This is a genomic window from Streptomyces sp. NPDC043685 (genome assembly GCF_056436585.1).
This window is the reverse complement of the sequence record NZ_JBWKCH010000014.1, coordinates 1-17,185: the sequence shown is the minus strand read 5'-3', so window position 1 is coordinate 17,185 and position 17,185 is coordinate 1. Positions and strand designations below refer to the sequence as shown.

Genomic DNA, 17,185 nt, shown 5'->3' with positions numbered 1-17,185 from the left:
AGCAGACAGACATTCGAATCAGGTTCGTACACTCGCCACTTGATTCCCTCGACATGTTGGAGGGCACGATGCGAAGCCGTCTGAGACGTCTCGTCCTCGGGGCGACGGCCCTGTTCACCGCCGCGACCGCGTTACCCGCGGCCGCGGCCACGACCCAGCAACGAGCCGGGCACCACCCGTCCGGCGACGGCCTGTCCGCCGTCATCCGCTACACCGAGTACGGCATTCCGCACATCCTCGCCGAGAACTACGCGGACCTGGGCTTCGGCACGGGCTGGGCGCAGGCCGCCGACGAGGTGTGCACGCTCGCCGACGGGTTCGTGACCCTGCGGGGCGAGCGCTCCCGGTACTTCGGCGCCGACGCGCCCGCCGGGGGTGACCTCTCGGCGGCCAGGACGAACCTCGCCAGCGACCTGTACTTCCGCGGGGTCCGCGAGACCCGCACCGTGGAGAAGCTGCTCGCCGAGCGCGCGCCGGTGGGTCCGAGCCGCGAGGTCCGGGACCTGATGCGCGGCTGGGCTGCCGGGTACAACACCTGGCTGAAGCAGAAGAGGATCACGGATCCGGCGTGCGCGGACGCCCCCTGGGTCCGGCCGGTCACCGAGCTGGACGTGGCCGCGCGGGGCCTGGCCATCGCCTCGATCTCCGGCGAGGGCCGGTTCGTGGACACGATCACCTCCGCGCAGCCGCCGACCGGAGCCGCCGCGGCCCCCGGCACTCCGTCCGGGCGCACCCCGGGCGCCGAGGCCGTGGCGAAGGCCGCGGACGAGCTGTGGGGCGACCCCGGCATGGGGTCCAACGCGGTGGCCTTCCGCGGGGACACGTCGGCCAACGGCCGGGGCCTGCTGCTCGGCAACCCGCACTATCCGTGGGAGGGCGGACGCCGGTTCTGGCAGTCGCAGCAGACGATCCCCGGCAAGCTGAACGTGTCCGGCGGTTCCCTGCTCGGGACCCCGGCCGTCTCCATCGGCTTCAACGCACATGTGGCGTGGAGCCACACCGTCTCCACCGGCATCCCGGCCAACTTCCACCGGCTCGCCCTCGATCCGGCCGACCCCACGGTCTACCTCGTGGACGGCAGGCCGGAGCGTATGAGGAAGCGGACCGTGACCGTCGCCGTGAAGGACGGCACGCCGGTGACCCGCACCCAGTGGTGGACCCGCTACGGGCCCGTGGTCACCTCCCTCAATTCCCAGGTCCCGCTGCCGTGGACGGGCGAGACGGCGTACGCCCTGCACGACCCGAACGCCGCGAACCTCCGCTTCGCCGACACCTCGCTCGGCTTCGGCAAGGCGCGGAGCACGGCCGACGTCCTCGCCTCCCTCGCCCGGCACCAGGGCATCCCCTGGGTCAACACCATCGCCGCCGACCGCGCGGGCCACTCCCTCTACACGCAGTCCCAGGTGCTCCCCCGCATCACCGACGAGCTGGCCGCACGCTGCTCGACGGGCCTCGGCAGGACCACCTACCCGGCCTCCGGTATCGCGATCCTCGACGGCTCGCGCGGCGACTGTGCCCTCGGCAGCGACCCCGGCGCCGTCGTGCCGGGGATCCTCGGGCCCGGCCGGATGCCGACGCTGAAGGACGCCCCGTACGCGGAGAACTCCAACGGCACCGCCTGGATGACCAACGCCGACCGGCCGCTCACCGGTTACGAGCGGATCTTCGGCACGGTGGGCACCCAGCTCGGACTGCGCACCCGTGGCGCGGTCGAGGACGTGGCCGCGATGGCGGAGCGGGGCGGCCTGACCGTACGCGACCTGCAACGGCACCAGTTCGCCGACCGGGTGCCCGCGGGTGACCTCGCGGCGCGGGACGTGGCGCGGGCGTGTGCCGCGCTGCCCGGGGGCACGGCGACCGGCAGTGACGGCAAGGCCGTCGAGGTGTCCGGTGCCTGCGAAGTGCTGAAGGGCTGGGACCGCACCATGGACACCACGAGCCGGGGGGCCCTGCTCTTCGACCGGTTCTGGCGCAGGCTCGAACAGGCGGTGCCGGCCGACCGCTTGTGGAAGGTGCCGTTCTCGGCGGCGGACCCGGTCCGCACACCGAACACCCTGAACACCGACGCTCCCGGCTTCCGCACCGCTCTCGCCGACGCGGTCGCCGAGCTGCGGGCCGCGGGGATCGCTCTCGACGCGCCGCTGGGCGCGCACCAGTTCGTCGTCCGCGACGGCGAGCGGCTGCCCGTGCCGGGCGGCTCGGGACGGCTCGGCGTCTGGAACGTGATCGAGCCGACGTGGGATGCGGCCGCCGGCGGCTACACGGAGGTGCCGTTCGGCTCCAGTCATCTGCAGGCGGTGGGCTGGGACGACAGCCGCTGTCCCGTGGCGCGCACACTGCTGACGTACGCGCAGTCGTCGAACCCGAAGTCCCCGCACTTCGCGGACCAGACCCGGCTGTTCTCCGCTGAGAAGTGGGTGACGTCGCGCTTCTGCGAGAAGGACATCCGCTCCTCGCCGCAGCTGAAGGTCGTGCGGGTGCACCAGCGCCGCTGACCGTGCGCGGGGTGCCGCTCCTCGCGGGCGGCACCCCGTTCGCGTGGGCGGCGCGGCCTCACACCGGTCGGGTCCTGCCCTCCCAGTAGGGCTCCCGCAGCCGCCGCTTGTACAGCTTGCCGTTGGGGTCGCGGGGCATCTCGGTGATGAAGTCGACGCTTCTGGGCCGCTTGTACCCGGCGAGGCGATGGGCGCAGTGGTCGAGGAGGTCGGCCGCGAGGGCCGGTCCCGGCCGGTGGCCGGGGGCCGGCTCCACCACGGCCTTGACCTCCTCGCCCCAGTCGTCGTGCGGGATGCCGAAGACGGCGGCGTCCGCGACGGCCGGATGGGCGAGCAGGGCCGACTCGACCTCGGCCGGATAGATGTTGACCCCGCCGGAGATGATCAGGTCGATCTTGCGATCGCGCAGGAACAGGTAGCCGTCCTCGTCGAGGTGGCCGAGGTCGCCGACGGTGAAGAAGTCGCCGATGCGGTTCTTGCGGGTCTTGGCCTCGTCCTTGTGGTAGGTGAAGCCGCCGGTGTTCATCTTCATGTAGACGGTGCCCAGTTCACCGGGCGGCAGCCGGTTGCCGTCGTCGTCGAAGATCGCGAGCTCGCTGATGGGCCAGGCCTTGCCGACGGTGCCGGGCTTCTTCAGCCAGTCCTCGGCGGTGGCGAAGGCGCCGCCGCCCTCGCTGGCCGCGTAGTACTCCTCCACACAGGGTCCCCACCAGTCGAGCATGGCCCGCTTCACGTGGTCGGGGCAGGGGGCGGCGCCGTGGATGGCGTGTCGCATGGAGGACACGTCGTAGCGGTCCTTGACCTCGTCGGGCAGGGCCAGCAGGCGGTGGAACTGGGTGGGGACCATGTGGGTGTGGGTGCAGCCGTGGGCGTCGACGAGGCGGAGCATCCCCTCGGGCGTCCACTTGTCCATGAGGACCAGCCGGTGGCCGATGTGCAGGGACGCGGCGGCGAACTGCAGCACGGCCGTGTGGTAGAGCGGCGAGCACACCAGGTGCACGTTGTCGTCGAACGGCCGGATGCCGAAGATGCCGAGGAAGCCGCCGAGGTAGGCCTCCTCCGGCGGCTTGCCGGGCAGTGGACGGCGGATGCCGCGGGGGCGGCCCGTGGTGCCCGAGGTGTAGTTCATGACCCAGCCGAGCGTGCGGTCGGCGGGCGCCGACTCGGGCTGCCCGTCGAGGAGTTCGGCGTACGGACGGAAGCCCTCGACCGTGCCCACGGCGTACCGGTGGGTGCTCGGCAGTCCGGCCTCGTCGGCGGCGGCGCGGGCCGCTTCGGCGAAGCGCTCGTGGGCGAGCAGCACCTTGGCGCCCGAGTCGGAGACGATCCAGGCGATCTCCGGCCCGACCAGGTGGTGGTTGACGGGGACGAGGTAGAACCCGGCCTGGCCGGCGGCGAGGTACGCGGTGAGGAACTCGACGCCGTTGGGCAGGACGACGGCGAAGGTGTCACCGCGTTCGAGACCGGCCGCGCGCAGGCCGTGCACCAGCCGGTTGGCGGCGGCGTGCAGACGCCCGGCGGTCCACTCCTCGCCGTCGGGTGCGACGAGCACCGTGCGGCCGGGGTCCTCGGTGGCCTGGGTCCAGAAGCCCGTGGGAGGTGTGCTCACGACGGTCCGCTCCTTCCGGCGATGCGGTTGACGCGGGTCACGGCCTGCTCGAAGCCGCGGGTGAGGTCGTCGAAGACGGCCTGGACGCTGCGTTCGCTGTTCATCCGCCCGACGATCTGGCCGACCGGCGTGCCGAGCAGCGGGTCGACCTCGTACTTCTGGATGCGGGAGACGGCCTCGGCGACCAGCAGTCCTTGCAGCGGCATGGGCAGGGTGCCGGGCCCGGCCGGGTCGTCCCAGGCATCCGTCCACTCGGTGCGCAACTGGCGTGCGGGCTTGCCGGTCAGCGCCCGGGAGCGGACGGTGTCGCCGGAGCCGGCCGCGAGGAGCTTGCGGGTCAGGGCGGGTGAGTGGAGGTCCGCTTCGGTGGTGGTCAGCCACATGGAGCCCAGCCACACACCCTGGGCGCCGAGGGCGAGCGCGGCGGCCACCTGCCGGCCGCTGCCGATGCCGCCGGCGGCCAGCACGGGCAGCGGGGCGACGGCGTCGACGACCTCGGGGGTGAGGACCATGGAGGCGATCTCGCCGGTGTGGCCGCCCGCCTCGTAGCCCTGCGCCACGACGATGTCGATCCCGGCGGCCTGGTGTTTGCGGGCGTGGCGGGCGCTGCCCGCGAGCGCGGCGACGAAGACGTCCCGGTCGTGGGCGCGGTCGACGACGTCGGCGGGCGGGGAGCCGAGGGCGTTGGCGAGGAGCCGGATCGGGTAGTCGAAGGCGACGTCGAGCTGGCCGCGGGCGACCTGCTCCATCCAGCCGGTGATGCGCCAGCCCGCCGCCTCGCCCTCGGCGAGCTCGGGCACGCCGTGCTTGGCGAGCGTGTCCCGGACGAACTGCCGGTGCCCCTCGGGGATCATCGCCTCGACGTCGGCCTCGGTGACACCTTCGACCTTCTTCGCGGGCATCACGACGTCCAGACCATACGGCCGGCCGTCGACGTGCGCCTCGATCCAGTCCAGGTCGCGTTCGAGCTCGTCGGGGGCGGTGTAGCGGACCGCGCCGAGCACGCCGAGACCGCCGGCCCGGCTGATGGCCGCGGCGACGGCGGGGAAGGGCGTGAAGCCGAAGACGGCGTGCTCGATTCCCAGGGTCTGGCTCAGCTCCGTCTGCATGGGCGCAGGATGCCGGAGTCCGCCGGAGGACGGAAGAGGCTTTCTGATGCCCCGTCAGATTTCGGACGCGGCCGGTTCCTGCGTGCGGTCTAGGTGCGGCAGCGTGCGGCGGACATACTTCAGGGGACATGCGAGGCGGTCGAGGCGAAGGGGTGCGCGGTGACCGAGAGACCGGCGAGTGCCGGACCGACCCGACGTCAACTGGGCAGGGCGGGCTTGGCCCTGGGCGGTGCGCTCACCCTCGCCCCCTTGCCCGCGGGACCCGCCCGGGCCGCTCCCAGGGGCCGCCACCGCCCCACCCTGCGGCACGGCTCCCCCGCCCGCGCCGGTCTGCTCTCCTCCCACCTGCGCCGGCTCGTCAGCGACGCGGAGGCGTTCCTCGCTCCCTCCCCCGAGCATCCCTGGTACGCGGGTGCCGTCCTGCTCGCCGGGCGCGGCGGCACGGTCGCGCTGCACCGGCCCATCGGCATGGCGGTGCGCTACCGGGCCTACGACGAGAAGACCGACACCGGCGTCGAGTTCCCGCCAGGCGAGCAGATCCCGATGGCCGAGGACACCGTCTTCGACCTGGCGTCGGTGTCGAAGCTGTTCACCTCGATCCTCGCCGTACAGCAGCTGGAGCGGGGCGCACTGGAGCTGGAGGCGAAGGTCGCCTCGTACCTGCCGGAGTTCGCCCGGGCGGGAAAGCAGGACATCACGGTCCGTCAGCTCCTCACCCACACCTCGGGGTTCCGCGCCTGGATTCCGCTGTACAGCGCGCCGACGCGCGAGGAGAAGCTCCAGCGCATCTGGGACGAGAAGCCGGTGAACCCGCCCGGCACGGCGTACCTGTACTCGGACCTGAACCTCATCACGCTCCAGCTCGTGCTGGAACGGATCACGGGCCACACCCTGGACGTGCTGCTCCGGGACGGGATCACCGCGCCGCTCGGTCTGCGCCGCACGCGTTACAACCCGCCCGCCTCCTGGCGCCCGAAGATCGCGGCCACGGAGGACGCGCGCGCCCCGTGGTCCGGCCTGGACCGGGGCCTGGTGTGGGGTGAGGTGCACGACGAGAACGCCTTCGGCCTGGGCGGTGTGGCGGGCCACGCGGGTGTGTTCTCCGACGCCTGGGACCTCGCGGTCCTCGGCCGTACGCTGCTCAACGGCGGTGTCTACGGGCGGGCCCGGATCCTGACGCCGGAGTCGGTGGAGCTGATGTTCACCGACTTCAACACCGCGTTCCCCGGGGACGAGCACGGCCTCGGCTTCGAGCTCTACCAGCACTGGTACATGGGCGCGATGGCCACGCCCCGCACCGCCGGGCACACCGGTTTCACCGGCACTTCACTGGTGCTCGACCCGACGACCGACTCGTTCCTCGTCGTCCTCGGCAATTCGGTGCATCCGGTGCGCAGTTGGCGTTCCGGTTCGGCGCCCAGGGTGGCCGCGGCGAACCACATGGCGCGAGCCGTGCCGGTGGAGCCCGCGCGGGGCCGCACGGCCTGGTTCTCCGGGATGGCGGTCTCCTCGACGGCGACGCTCACCCTGCCCGCGCTCGACACGTCGGCCGGCCGGGCGCGGTTGCGCTGCGCGCTGTGGTGGGACACCGAACCCGCCGCCGACGCGCTGGCCTTGGAGGCCTCCACCGACGGCGGCGCGAGCTGGCGGCCCGTGCCCTTCACGACGTCCCGTCGTGGTGAGGACCCCGAGCAGCACCCGTCGGGCTCGGTCACCGGCTGGTCCGGTCGCGTCTGGCACGGGCTGACCGCCGACGTCCCCGCCGCGCGGGAGCTCGTCCTGCGCTGGCGGTACACGACGGACCGGCTGTACGTCGGGCGCGGTTGCTACGTGGACGGGCCGCGTGTCGAGGCGGCCGGCGACGTCCTGTTCGACGAGACGCGCCCGGCGGACGCGGCGCGTGTGACGGCGGTGGGGTGGACGCGAGAGGCCGGGTGAGGGGTCACTCGGGGGTGTTCTCCAGCACCGCCATGGCCGCGTTGTGCCCGGGCACCCCGCTGACCCCGCCCCCGCGCACCGCGCCCGCGCCGCACAGCAGGACGTTCGCGTGCCCGGTCTCCACGCCCCAGCGGCCGGTGCCGTCCTGGGCGTGGGGCCAGCTCAGCTCGCGGTGGAAGATGCTGCCGCCGGGCAGGCCGAGGTCCCGCTCCAGGTCGAGCGGGGTCCTGGCCTCGATGCAGGGGCGTCCGTCGACGTCGGTGGCGAGGCAGTCGGCGAGGGGTTCGGCCAGGTGGGCGTCGAGCTGGGCGAGCGTCGCCTTCAGCAGGTCTTCGCGTACGGCGTCGTTGTCCTGAGCGAACAGGCGGGCCGGGGTGTGCAGGCCGAAGAGGGTGAGCGTCTGGTAGCCCTGTTCGGCCAGGCCGGAGCCCAGGATGGTCGGGTCGGTGAGCGAGTGGCAGTAGATCTCGCAGGGCGGTGCGGCGGGCAGTTCGCCGGCCGCGGCCTGGGCGTAGGCGGTGGCCAGTTGCCCGTACCCCTCGGCGATGTGGAAGGTGCCGGCGAACGCCTCGCGCGGGTCGACGGAGCTGTCGCGCAGCCGCGGCAGCCGCGTAAGCAGCATGTTGACCTTCAGCTGGGCGCCCTCGGCGGGCGTAGGGGGCGTGTCACCGGTCAGGTCCGCGAGAGCCTGCGGGGAGGCGTTCACCAGGACGTGCCGGGCGGCGACGGTGCCTTCGCCGTCGGCGGTGCGGTAGGTGACTTCGGCGGTTCGGCCGTCCGTGGCGATGCGCAGCGCCTCGTGGCCGGTGGCGATGACCGCGCCCGCCGCGCGTGCGGTGTCGGCGAGGGCGTCGGTGAGGGCGCCCATGCCGCCGACCGGTACGTCCCAGTCGCCGGTGCCACCGCCGATCACGTGGTAGAGGAAGCAGCGGTTCTGCTTCAGGGACGGGTCGTGGGCGTCGGCGAAGGTGCCGATGAGCGCGTCGGTGAGGACGACGCCGCGCACCAGGTCGTCCGTGAAGTGCTCCTCCACGGCGGCACCGATGGGCTCCTCGAACAGCGCCCGCCAGGCTTCGTCGTCGTCGAGGCGGCGGCGCAGTTCCTCGCGTGTGGGCAGCGGTTCGGTGAGGGTCGGGAAGATCCGCCGGGCGGCGCGGCCGGTCATGCCGTAGAACTCCTGCCAGGCCCGGTACTCGCGGTCGGAGCCGGTGAGGCGGGTGAACGCCTCCCTGGTACGCCGTTCCCCGCCGCCGACGAGGAGGCCGGTGGGCCTGCCGTCCCGCTCGGCGGGCGTGTAGGAGGAGACCGTGCGGGTGCGGACCCGGAAGTCCAGGCCGAGGTCGCGGACGATCTTCTTCGGCAGCAGGCTGACCAGGTACGAGTAACGGGACAGCCGGGCGTCGACCCCGGCGAAGGGCCGGGTGGAGACCGCCGCGCCGCCCGTGTGGTCCAGCCGCTCCAGGACCAGCACGGAGCGGCCGGCGCGGGCCAGATAGGCGGCTGCGACCAGGCCGTTGTGCCCGCCGCCGACGATGACGGCGTCGTACGTCCGGTGTGCGCGGGGTCCCTCGGGTGCGGTCATGGTTCTTGGTAACACGGGGTGATCCGGGTCGGCCAGACGGCGCCCGCCCGCCTGCCCGCCGGGGGGGGAGGTCAGTGTCCGGCGGCGGCCCGCTGTTCCCGCAGGGCCGCGACTTTTCGGTACAGGGCCACGGCCTCGGCGTCGCGGCCGAGCTGTTCCAGGCAGTGGGCCTCGTCGTTGCGGCTGGCGAGGGTGTCGGGGTGGTCGGCGCCGAGGACGCGTTCGCGGGCGGCGGCCACGTGCCGGTACTCGGTGAGCGCGGCGGCCCAGCGGCCCAGCCAGCCGAGGCCGACGGCGACCTCACGGCGGCTCACCAGGGTGTCCGGGTGGTCCGGGCCGAGGATGCGCTCACGGAGGGCGGCCACCTCACGGGATTCGGCGAGGGCCTCCTCCCAGCGGCCGAGCCGGCCGAGGTTGACACAGCGGCCGTGGCGGGCCCGCAACGCCTCGGGGTGGGTGGGGCCCTGGCTGCGGGCACGGTCCTCGGCCAGGCCGCTGTAGAGGTCCAGGGCCTCCGCGCTGCGGCCGAGACGGCCCAGGCTGATGCCGATCTCGTGCCGGGCGGCGAGGGTGTCGGGGTGGTCGGGGCCGAGGGCACGGCCGCGGGCGGCGACGACCTCCCGGTAGATCTCCAGGGCCTCCGGCCAGCGGCCCAGCTGGCCGAGCGCGTAGGCGACCTCGTAGCGGGTGACGAGCGTGTCGGGGTGGTCCGGGCCGAGCACACGGGCACGGGCGTCCGCCACCTCGCGGGCCATGCGGTACGAGTCCTCGAGCCGGCCCAGGCGGCTGAGGTTGAAGGCGAGGTTGTGCCGGCAGCGCAGGGTGTCGGGATGGTCGGGGCCCATGAGCCGCTCCCGGGCGGTGAGCACCGAGGTGTAGACGCGGTGGGCGTCGAAGGCGCGGCCCAGCCGGCCGAGCACGTAGGCCATCTCCTGGCGGGCGGCGAGGGTGTCGGGGTGCTCGGCGCCGAGGGTGCGGATCCGGGCCTCGGTGACGTGCTTGTACTCGCGCAGGGCGTCCGCGGCGCGGCCGGTGCGGCTGAGGGTGAACGCGACCTCGTAGCGGCTGGCGAGGGTGTCGGGGTGGTCGGGGCCGAGGAGGTGCTCGCGTTCGGCGGCGACGGCCCGGTGCACCTCGCCCGCCTCGGTCCAGCGGCCGAGGCGGCCGAGGCTCAGGCCTGCGTTGTGCCGGCCGGCCAGGGCGGTCAGGACCTCCGTGGGCGGGGCGGGCCGCCGCGCGGGGGCCGGTTCCCCGACGACGGGGCCGGCGGCGGGCCGGGCGATCCACTCACCGGACAGCCCGGCCGCCGGGTCGGGCGGTGTGGTGCGCAGCGCCGTGCCCGTGGCCTTGCGGCCGGTGGTCATGCCGCGGGTCCAGGAGGGCAGCCGGCCCGCGCCCGCCGGCCCGCCGGGAGCCGGACCGGCCGCCGCCACGGCCGTCACGTACACCGGGGCGGCCCGGTGCGCGCTGATGCGGCGGGCCAGCTCGCGGGCGTCGCCGGGGCGTTGGCCGGGTTCCTTCGCGAGCAGGTCGAGGACGACCTGCTCCAGGTACTCGGGCAGTTCGGGGCGGTGCTCGCGCGGTGGGCGGGGCGGGGTGTCGCGGTGTCCGACGAGGATCGCCCACGCGTCGTCGAGGTCGAACGGCGGCACCCCCGTGGCGATCTCGTAGAGCACGCACCCGAACGAGTAGAGGTCGCTGCGGTGGTCGACCTCGGTGCCGCTGATCTGCTCCGGGGACATGTAGTGCGGGGTGCCCATGGCGATGCCGGTTCCGGTCAGCCGGGAGGTGAAGCCGATGTCGTGGCCGAGGCGGGCTATGCCGAAATCGCAGATCTTCACGGTGCCGTCGCCGATCCGCATGATGTTGGCCGGCTTGAGATCACGGTGGACGATGCTCTGTTCGTGGCAGTAGGCGAGCGCGGCGGCGACCTGTTCGGCGATCTCCACTACGTCGGCGACCGGCAGCGGGTGATGTCTGTTGTCCTCCAGGAGCTGGCTGAGGTTGCGGCCGTCCAGCAGTTCCATGACGAGGTAGAGGACGCCGTCGGACTCGCCGAAGTCGTGCACGACGGTGATGCCCCGGTGCTGGAGCGCGGCGGCCACCCGCGCCTCGCGGCGGAACCGCTCGCGCAGGACGCGGGTGAAGGCATGGTCGTGGTTCGGGCCCAGCGGTTTGAGGCACTTGACGGCGACGTGCCGGCCCAGGGACTCGTCCTGTGCCCGCCACACCTCGCCCATGCCGCCGCGCCCGATCAGATCGAGCAGCCGGTACCGGCCATGGATGAGCCTGCTGTCCCCCATCTCGCGCGACGCTCCCCCCGGTAGCTGTTCGCCCGCCCGCCCCTGGCCCCTCCAGTATGGCGGCCTACCGGCCGAGTTTGTACGGTGCCGGGCGCGCGTGCGGGCCGAGCCTCGCCATGGCCCGCAGGATGTGTTTGGGCGGCAGTTGCCACCGCAGACGTGCGGGAACGCCGCGCAGCATGAGGCCGGTGAGGCGCAGTCGCCGGGTGACGGCGGCGGGCGCGGGGGCCGGTCTGCCGTACAACTCGTGGGCGTACGGCGGCAAGGAGGCGTACGCCAGCTGTGCCACGCGCCGCCACAGGACCTCGCGCGCCGGTACGAGGAGGGGGTGCGTCGGCGGGCGGAGCAGGAAGTCGTCCACCTCGCGTGCCTCGGCTCCCGCGGCCAGCTCCGGACGCACCTTCTCGAAGTACGCGGTCATCTCCGCCCGGTTGCCCGGTACGGCGTCGGGGGCGAGACCCACCAGGCGGGCGCTGTGCCGGTGTTCGGCGACGTAACGGTCCGCCTCGGCGTCGGTGAGCCGGAATCCGGACCTGCGGGCGACGTGCAGATAGGAGTCGATCTCGGCGCAGTGGACCCACAGCAGCAGGGCGGGTTCGTCGATGCCGTAGCGCTCGCCGGTGTCCGGGTCGGTGGCGGTCAGCATGCGGTGGATCCTCCGGACGCGGGCACCGGCTCGCTCGGCGGCTTCGGTGGTGCCGTAGGTCGTCGTTCCGACGAAACCGGCGGTGCGCATCAGCCGGCCCCAGGCGTCGCGGCGGAAGTCGGAGTTCTGCATGACGCCGCGTACCGCGCGGGGGTGCAGGGCCTGGAGGTAGAGCGCCCGGACGCCCGCGATCCACATCATGGGGTCGCCATGGAGCTGCCAGGTCACCGATTCGGGGCCGAACAGCCCGGGGTCCGCGCCGGTCATGCCTCACCTCCGCCCGGCGCACACGATGGCACAGGTCGAACAGCAGGTCGATACCGTCGGCCGTCCGTCTGTTGAGATTTCACCTACCCCCTGTCGGGTTTGGTAAGGCTGGCCTTATATATTGCCGCGTGTCGATCAAGGCGTCAGGCCTCGACGGCACGCCCGGCTCCGCACACGACAGGACCCCTCATGCGCACCACCTCCCGCGGCCTCATAGCGGCGTTCGCCCTCACCCCGTTGCTGGCCGGCTGCTTCGCACCCAGCGACGACGGCGCGGGCGGTGGGGACGGCTCGAACGGGCGGCTGCGCGTCGCCCTGGCCGTCCCTCCCGTCCAGGCCCTGTCGCCCTACAGCAACGACGCCACGCTGCTGAGCAAGTTGTCCGTCGCCGAAGGACTGACCGTCCTCGACAAGAACGGCGCCGCCGCGCCCGCGCTGGCGAAGTCCTGGAAGCAGCGCAACGCCACCACCTGGACCTTCGAGCTGCGCAAGGCCGAGTTCCAGGACGGCACCGAGCTCACCGCCAAGGCCGTCGTCAACGCGCTCGACCACGCGGGCGCGGCCAAGCCGAAGCCGCGGGTGCTGAGCGACGTGACGCTCACCGCCAAGGCCGACGACGCGGACACCGTCACGCTCACCACGAAGTCGCCCGACCCGGTGCTGCCGCTGCGACTGGCCAGCCCCGCACTGGCGGTCCTGTCGGCCAAGGCGTACGCGAAGGACGGCATGGTCAGCCCGGTTGGCACCGGAACCGGCCCCTTCGAGATCACGAAGCTGAGCGGCAAGACCGGAGCCACGCTCGACCGGTTCGACGGCTACTGGGGCGGCAAGGCGAAGGCGCCGGGCCTGGACGTGACATGGATCCCGGACGGCACCGCGCGCGCCAACGCGCTGCGGGGCGGCGAGGCCGACATCGCCGAGTGGATCCCGACCTCCCAGGCGAAGCTGCTCAAGGCCGGCACCCGGCACGTGGTCTCCTCGGTGCGCACCGACAGCCTGATCCTCAACACCGGCAAGGGCATGTTCACCGACCCCGGCCTGCGGGCGGCCGCCCGTGAGGCCGTCGACGGCACCGACCTCGTCGACTCCGTCTTCGGCGGCTACGCCGACCGCGCCCGGGGCCTCTTCGGGCCCGCCGTCCCCTGGGCCGCCGAGCGACGCGTCCCGGTCACCGGACGGGCCGAGGCGGCCACCCCCGCCCAGGTGAAGGCCGAGACCAAGGGCAAGACGCTGCGCCTCGCCGCCATCACCAACCGCGCCGAGCTGCCCGAGGCGGCGACCGTCCTCCAGCAGCGGCTGGAGAAGGCCGGGTTCACCGTGAAGCTGGACGTCCGTGAGTACACGCAGATGGAGGGCGACCTCCTCGCGGGCCGGTACGACGCCCTGGTCTTCTCCCGCGTGACACTCCTCGACACCGGTGACGCGGTCGCCTACCTGGCGAGCGACTTCACCAGCGACGGCGTCTACAACATCGCGCGGCTGAAGGACGCCGACGTGGACAAGGCGATCCGGGCGGCCGCCGCGGAGGGCGACACGACACGGCGCCAGGAGAAGATCATGAAGGCGGAGGCGGAGATCCTCCGCACGGACGCCGTCGTGCCGCTCGTCCACGAGCGAGTCGTCCAGGGCATCGCCACCGACGTCGAGGGCGTCGTGCTCGACCCGCGCGAGCGGTCCCTGATCGACCTCGACACCCACCTGAAGTAGCGGCATGGCCGTCGCTCACCTCGCGGGCCCCCGCCCGTACACCGGACGGCTGGCAGCGGGCCGCGCCCTCGCCGGGGCCGCCCTGCTCGCCGCGGTGGCCACCTTGCCGTGGCTGTCCGGCGACGACCCCGCCCGCACCGTGCTGCGGGCCCGCTCGGCGGACACGGACGCGACGCCCGCGCAGCTGGCCGCCGTCCGTGCGCAGTTGGGCCTGGACGAGGGCCCCTGGGTGCACCTCGCCCACTGGCTGGGCGGCCTGCCGCGTGGGGACGCGGGCGTCTCATGGGTGTCCGGCGCACCGGTGATGCCGCAGGTGGGAACGGCCCTGTCGGTCTCTCTGACGGCGATGCTGGGCGCGCTCGCGGTCACCGTGCTGGTGACCGGACTGGTCTGTGCCCGTACCCTCTTCCTCGGTTCCCGGCGCCGGTTGCGGCAGGACCGGGCGGGCACCACGGCCGCCGTCCTCGCGTCGCTGCCGAAGTTCCTGCTCGCGTCGGTGCTGGCCACCGTCTGCGGGGTGTGGTGGGGGTGGTTCCCGTCCAGCGGATGGGAGGGACCGCAGTCCATGGTGCTGCCCTCGCTGGCGCTCGGCATCCCGTCGGGCGCGATGCTCGGCGGCATGCTCGACCAGGCGCTGCCGGCCGCCTTCCACGAACCCTGGGCGCGCACGGCCTACGCCGTCGGCCTGCCGCCCGGCCGTATCGGCCGCGACGCGCTGCGCCGCACCCTGCCCGGCATCCTGCCGCAACTGCTGCCGACCGTCGTGGCGTTGGTCGGTGGTGCGGTCGCGGTGGAGAAGATCTTCAACATTCCCGGGCTCGGCCGGCTCGCCCTGGACGCCGCCGTCGCGCAGGACCTCCCGCTGCTCCAGACCGCGACGCTGGCACTGGTCCTGCTCGGTGTCGCCGCGGGCGCGCTGATCCGGGCCCTGCGCCACGCCCTCCTCGGCAGGCCCCTGCGCGACGGCGTCCTGCCGGCCCTGCACCGCCCCCCGCTCACGGTGCCCCGCTCCCTGCGCTGGATCACCGCCGTCTGCGCCCTCACCCTGCTCGCCCTACTCACGGCGGGCCTCCTGCGGGACCCGCTCCAGGTCGACACCGCGGCACGGCTGCTGCCCCCGTCCCTCGACCACCCCCTGGGCACGGACGCCCTGGGCCGTGACCTGCTGGCCCGGCTTGGGCACGGCGCGCTGCGAACCGCGGGGGTCGCCCTCGTCGTGACGGCGGTCAGCGCGGTCACCGGACTGCTGCTGGGCATGGCACCGCGGGCGAGCGCGGGCCCGACGGAGGTCGCGTCCACCCTGCCCGCCGTCCTCGCGGGGCTGTTGATCGTCGGCGTGACCGGGCCTTCGGTATGGGGCGCCGCGAGCGCGGTGTGCGCGGTCGGCTGGAGTCCCTACGCCGCCCAGACGGCCGCGCTGCTGGAACAGGAACGGGCGAGCGGGCACATCGCCGCGTCCGTGGCGCTCGGCGCGGGACGGCTGCACCTGCTGCGCCGCCACCTGCTTCCCGCGGTGGTCCCTGCCCTGGTCCGCAACGCCCTGCTCCGGCTGCCCACGACCGTCCTGGTCCTGGCGTCCCTCGGCTTCCTCGGCCTGGGCGAACAGCCGCCCACCCCCGAGTGGGGCCGTCTCCTCGCGGAGAACCAGCCCTACGCCGAACTGGCTCCCTGGACCGTCCTCGGCCCGGCGGCCGCTCTGATGGTGCTGTCCGTGCTGGCGGTGACGGTCAGCGTGCGGGGACGGGGAAAGGGCGCATGACAAACGCCCCGCCCGGCGGGGAGCCGGTCGGGGCGCGCGCACCTGGCCTGTCAGGCGGGGTTCGTCTCGTCGCTCACGTACCCACGCCGCTTGTCCACCACATTGCGCAGCGGACGGCCCTCGATATGGCGGGTGAGGTTGTCGAGGAACACCTCGACGAGCGCCTCCCGTTCACTGGTCGTCTCCCCCGCGGTGTGCGGGGAGATCAACACGCCGGGCATGTCCCACAGGGGTGACTCGGCGGGCAGTGGTTCCTGGTCGAAGACGTCCAGGGCTGCTCCGGCGAGGCGTCCGGTGGCGAGGTGGTCGATGAGGGCCTTCTCGTCGACGAGGCCGCCCCGGCCGATGTTGATCAGGCGGGCGCCGGGTTTCATCGCGGCGAGGACGGGGGCGTCGACCATGTGCCGGGTGCCCTCGGTGAGGGGTGCGGCCAGGACGACGTAGTCGGCTTGGGCCAGTGCGGTGTGCAGGGTGGCCGGGCCGTGGACGGTGCCGAAGTCGGGGTGGTCGGTGCGGGCCGTGCGGCCGGCACCGGCCACCCGCATGCCGGCGGCGCGCAGCAGCCGTGCGACGGCCCGGCCGATCGGGCCCGTGCCCCACACCAGCACCGTCCGCCCGGTGATGCCGTCACTGGGCCGCGGACGCCACTCCCGGCGCTGCTGGTGCTCCCAGGTGCCGGGGAAGTCCTTGGCCAGCGCGAGGATCAGACCGAGCACGTACTCGGCGGTCGGCTGGTCGTAGACACCACGGGCGTTGGTCAGGACGACGCCCGGATCGTCCACCAGGGCCGGGAAGAGGAACGAGTCCACCCCTGCCGACGACGCGTGGACCCAGCGGGGTGCCTTGTCGGGGTTGTCGGGCCAGGCCTCGCGGATGGCGGGGGTGAGGGTGACCCAGGCCAGGAGGGCGTCGGCGCCGGGCAGGAGGTAGGGCAGTTCGTCCTCGGTGGCGTAGACGGTGTCGGTGAGGCGTTCGATGAGGGCGGTGGCGGGGGGCCGGTTGCCGCGGTAGAGGACGACGAGTCGGTCGGGCATGTCAGGCTCCGACGGGGACGGCCATGTACTTGTACTCCAGGAACTCGTCGATGCCGACGCGTCCGCCTTCGCGGCCCAGACCGGACTGCTTGACGCCGCCGAAGGGCGCGGCGGGGTTGGAGACAAGGCCGGTATTGAGGCCGATCATGCCGCTTTCGAGGCGTTCGGCCACGCGCAGGGCGCGGTCGAGGTTCTGGGTGAACAGGTAGGCGGCCAGGCCGAATTCGGTGTTGTTGGCGGCGGTGACGGCCTCGTCCTCGGTGTCGAAGGTGATCAGGGCGGCGACGGGTCCGAAGATCTCGCTGTCGTTGATGGCGGCGTCGGGGGTCAGGCCGGTCAGGACGGTGGGCGGGTAGAAGCAGCCCGGGCCTTCGGGCAGTTCACCGCCGGTCAGGACGGTGGCGCCGCGCTTGACGGCGTCCTGCACCAGGTCGTGGGCCTTGCTGCGGCCGGCGGCGTCGATGAGGGGCCCGACGTCGGTGCCGGGCTCGGTGCCGGGCCCGACCTTCAGAGCGGCCATGCGGGCGGCGAGGCGGGAGGCGAACTCCTCGGCGATGGAGGTGTGGACGTAGATGCGGTTGGCGGCGCAGCAGGATTCGCCCATGTTGCGCATCTTGGCGACCAGGGTGCCCTCGACGGCGATGTCGAGGTCGGCGTCGTCGAAGACGATGAGGGGGGCGTTGCCGCCCAGTTCCATGCTGGTGCGGATGACGGTGTCGGCGCACTGGGCCAGCAG

Annotated in this window: 11 protein-coding genes; 4 read left to right on the top strand and 7 right to left on the bottom strand. The window is 73.3% G+C overall.

Annotated features, from left to right (window positions below; translation table 11 throughout):
* Window positions 1-68: 68 nt before the first annotated feature.
* On the top strand, window positions 69-2,495 hold the full coding sequence (locus AC0665_RS35190) for a penicillin acylase family protein (RefSeq protein WP_478706577.1): 2,427 nt from the start codon (window positions 69-71) through the stop codon (window positions 2,493-2,495).
* Window positions 2,496-2,553: 58 nt separating this feature from the next.
* Here AC0665_RS35190 and AC0665_RS35185 read toward each other — a convergent pair whose 3' ends face one another.
* Both AC0665_RS35185 and AC0665_RS35180 read right to left on the bottom strand, forming a co-directional pair.
* The gene (locus tag AC0665_RS35185) at window positions 2,554-4,104 is read right to left on the bottom strand and encodes an acyl-CoA synthetase (RefSeq protein WP_478610705.1); all 1,551 of its coding nucleotides are present in this window, start codon (window positions 4,102-4,104) and stop codon (window positions 2,554-2,556) included.
* Window positions 4,101-5,213, bottom strand: a complete 1,113-nt coding sequence (locus tag AC0665_RS35180; protein ID WP_478706576.1) for an NAD(P)H-dependent flavin oxidoreductase — start codon at window positions 5,211-5,213, stop codon at window positions 4,101-4,103. Before AC0665_RS35180 ends, AC0665_RS35185 begins: the two co-directional genes overlap by 4 nt.
* Window positions 5,214-5,372: 159 nt before the next feature.
* On the opposite strand from AC0665_RS35180, the gene AC0665_RS35175 reads away from it, so the two are divergent.
* Window positions 5,373-7,151 carry a serine hydrolase domain-containing protein gene (locus AC0665_RS35175; protein WP_478706575.1) on the top strand — a complete coding sequence of 593 codons (1,779 nt, stop codon included), beginning with the start codon at window positions 5,373-5,375 and terminating at the stop codon, window positions 7,149-7,151.
* Window positions 7,152-7,155: 4 nt separating this feature from the next.
* Here AC0665_RS35175 and AC0665_RS35170 read toward each other — a convergent pair whose 3' ends face one another.
* The 3 genes from AC0665_RS35170 to AC0665_RS35160 all read right to left on the bottom strand — a co-directional run bounded on the left by AC0665_RS35170 (window position 7,156) and on the right by AC0665_RS35160 (window position 11,949).
* Window positions 7,156-8,733, bottom strand: a complete 1,578-nt coding sequence (locus AC0665_RS35170) for a phytoene desaturase family protein (protein ID WP_478706574.1) — start codon at window positions 8,731-8,733, stop codon at window positions 7,156-7,158.
* Between the two features lie 71 nt (window positions 8,734-8,804).
* Complete coding sequence (locus AC0665_RS35165) at window positions 8,805-11,036, bottom strand: serine/threonine-protein kinase (protein ID WP_478706573.1); 2,232 nt, start codon at window positions 11,034-11,036, stop codon at window positions 8,805-8,807.
* Between the two features lie 64 nt (window positions 11,037-11,100).
* Window positions 11,101-11,949 (bottom strand): oxygenase MpaB family protein, encoded by an 849-nt coding sequence (locus AC0665_RS35160; RefSeq protein ID WP_478610712.1) that lies wholly within the window; start codon window positions 11,947-11,949, stop codon window positions 11,101-11,103.
* A 189-nt stretch (window positions 11,950-12,138) separates the two neighbouring features.
* Here AC0665_RS35160 and AC0665_RS35155 point away from each other — a divergent pair, with 189 nt between their 5' ends.
* Together AC0665_RS35155 and AC0665_RS35150 are read left to right on the top strand one after the other, a co-directional pair.
* Entirely contained in the window at window positions 12,139-13,656 is a 1,518-nt protein-coding gene (locus tag AC0665_RS35155) for an ABC transporter substrate-binding protein (protein ID WP_478706572.1), read from the top strand.
* A 4-nt stretch (window positions 13,657-13,660) separates the two neighbouring features.
* Window positions 13,661-15,415: an ABC transporter permease subunit gene (locus tag AC0665_RS35150; RefSeq protein ID WP_478706571.1), complete on the top strand. Its 1,755-nt coding sequence runs from the start codon at window positions 13,661-13,663 to the stop codon at window positions 15,413-15,415.
* A 50-nt stretch (window positions 15,416-15,465) separates the two neighbouring features.
* On the opposite strand, the gene AC0665_RS35145 is transcribed toward AC0665_RS35150, so the two are convergent.
* Together AC0665_RS35145 and AC0665_RS35140 are read right to left on the bottom strand one after the other, a co-directional pair.
* Complete coding sequence (locus AC0665_RS35145; protein WP_468406077.1) at window positions 15,466-16,449, bottom strand: D-2-hydroxyacid dehydrogenase; 984 nt, start codon at window positions 16,447-16,449, stop codon at window positions 15,466-15,468.
* A 1-nt stretch (window position 16,450) separates the two neighbouring features.
* A partial coding sequence (locus tag AC0665_RS35140) for an aldehyde dehydrogenase family protein (protein WP_478706570.1) occupies window positions 16,451-17,185 on the bottom strand: 735 nt, incomplete at its 5' end.

Excerpts from the sequence above, each read along its gene's own strand:
- AC0665_RS35190 (WP_478706577.1), top strand. The coding sequence starts at position 69 with ATGCGAAGCCGTCTGAGACGTCTCGTCCTCGGGGCGACGGCCCTGTTC.
- AC0665_RS35180 (WP_478706576.1), bottom strand. The coding sequence starts at position 5,213 with ATGCAGACGGAGCTGAGCCAGACCCTGGGAATCGAGCACGCCGTCTTC.
- AC0665_RS35170 (WP_478706574.1), bottom strand. The coding sequence starts at position 8,733 with ATGACCGCACCCGAGGGACCCCGCGCACACCGGACGTACGACGCCGTC.
- AC0665_RS35165 (WP_478706573.1), bottom strand. The coding sequence starts at position 11,036 with ATGGGGGACAGCAGGCTCATCCATGGCCGGTACCGGCTGCTCGATCTG.
- AC0665_RS35160 (WP_478610712.1), bottom strand. The coding sequence starts at position 11,949 with ATGACCGGCGCGGACCCCGGGCTGTTCGGCCCCGAATCGGTGACCTGG.
- AC0665_RS35155 (WP_478706572.1), top strand. The coding sequence starts at position 12,139 with ATGCGCACCACCTCCCGCGGCCTCATAGCGGCGTTCGCCCTCACCCCG.
- AC0665_RS35150 (WP_478706571.1), top strand. The coding sequence starts at position 13,661 with ATGGCCGTCGCTCACCTCGCGGGCCCCCGCCCGTACACCGGACGGCTG.
- AC0665_RS35145 (WP_468406077.1), bottom strand. The coding sequence starts at position 16,449 with ATGCCCGACCGACTCGTCGTCCTCTACCGCGGCAACCGGCCCCCCGCC.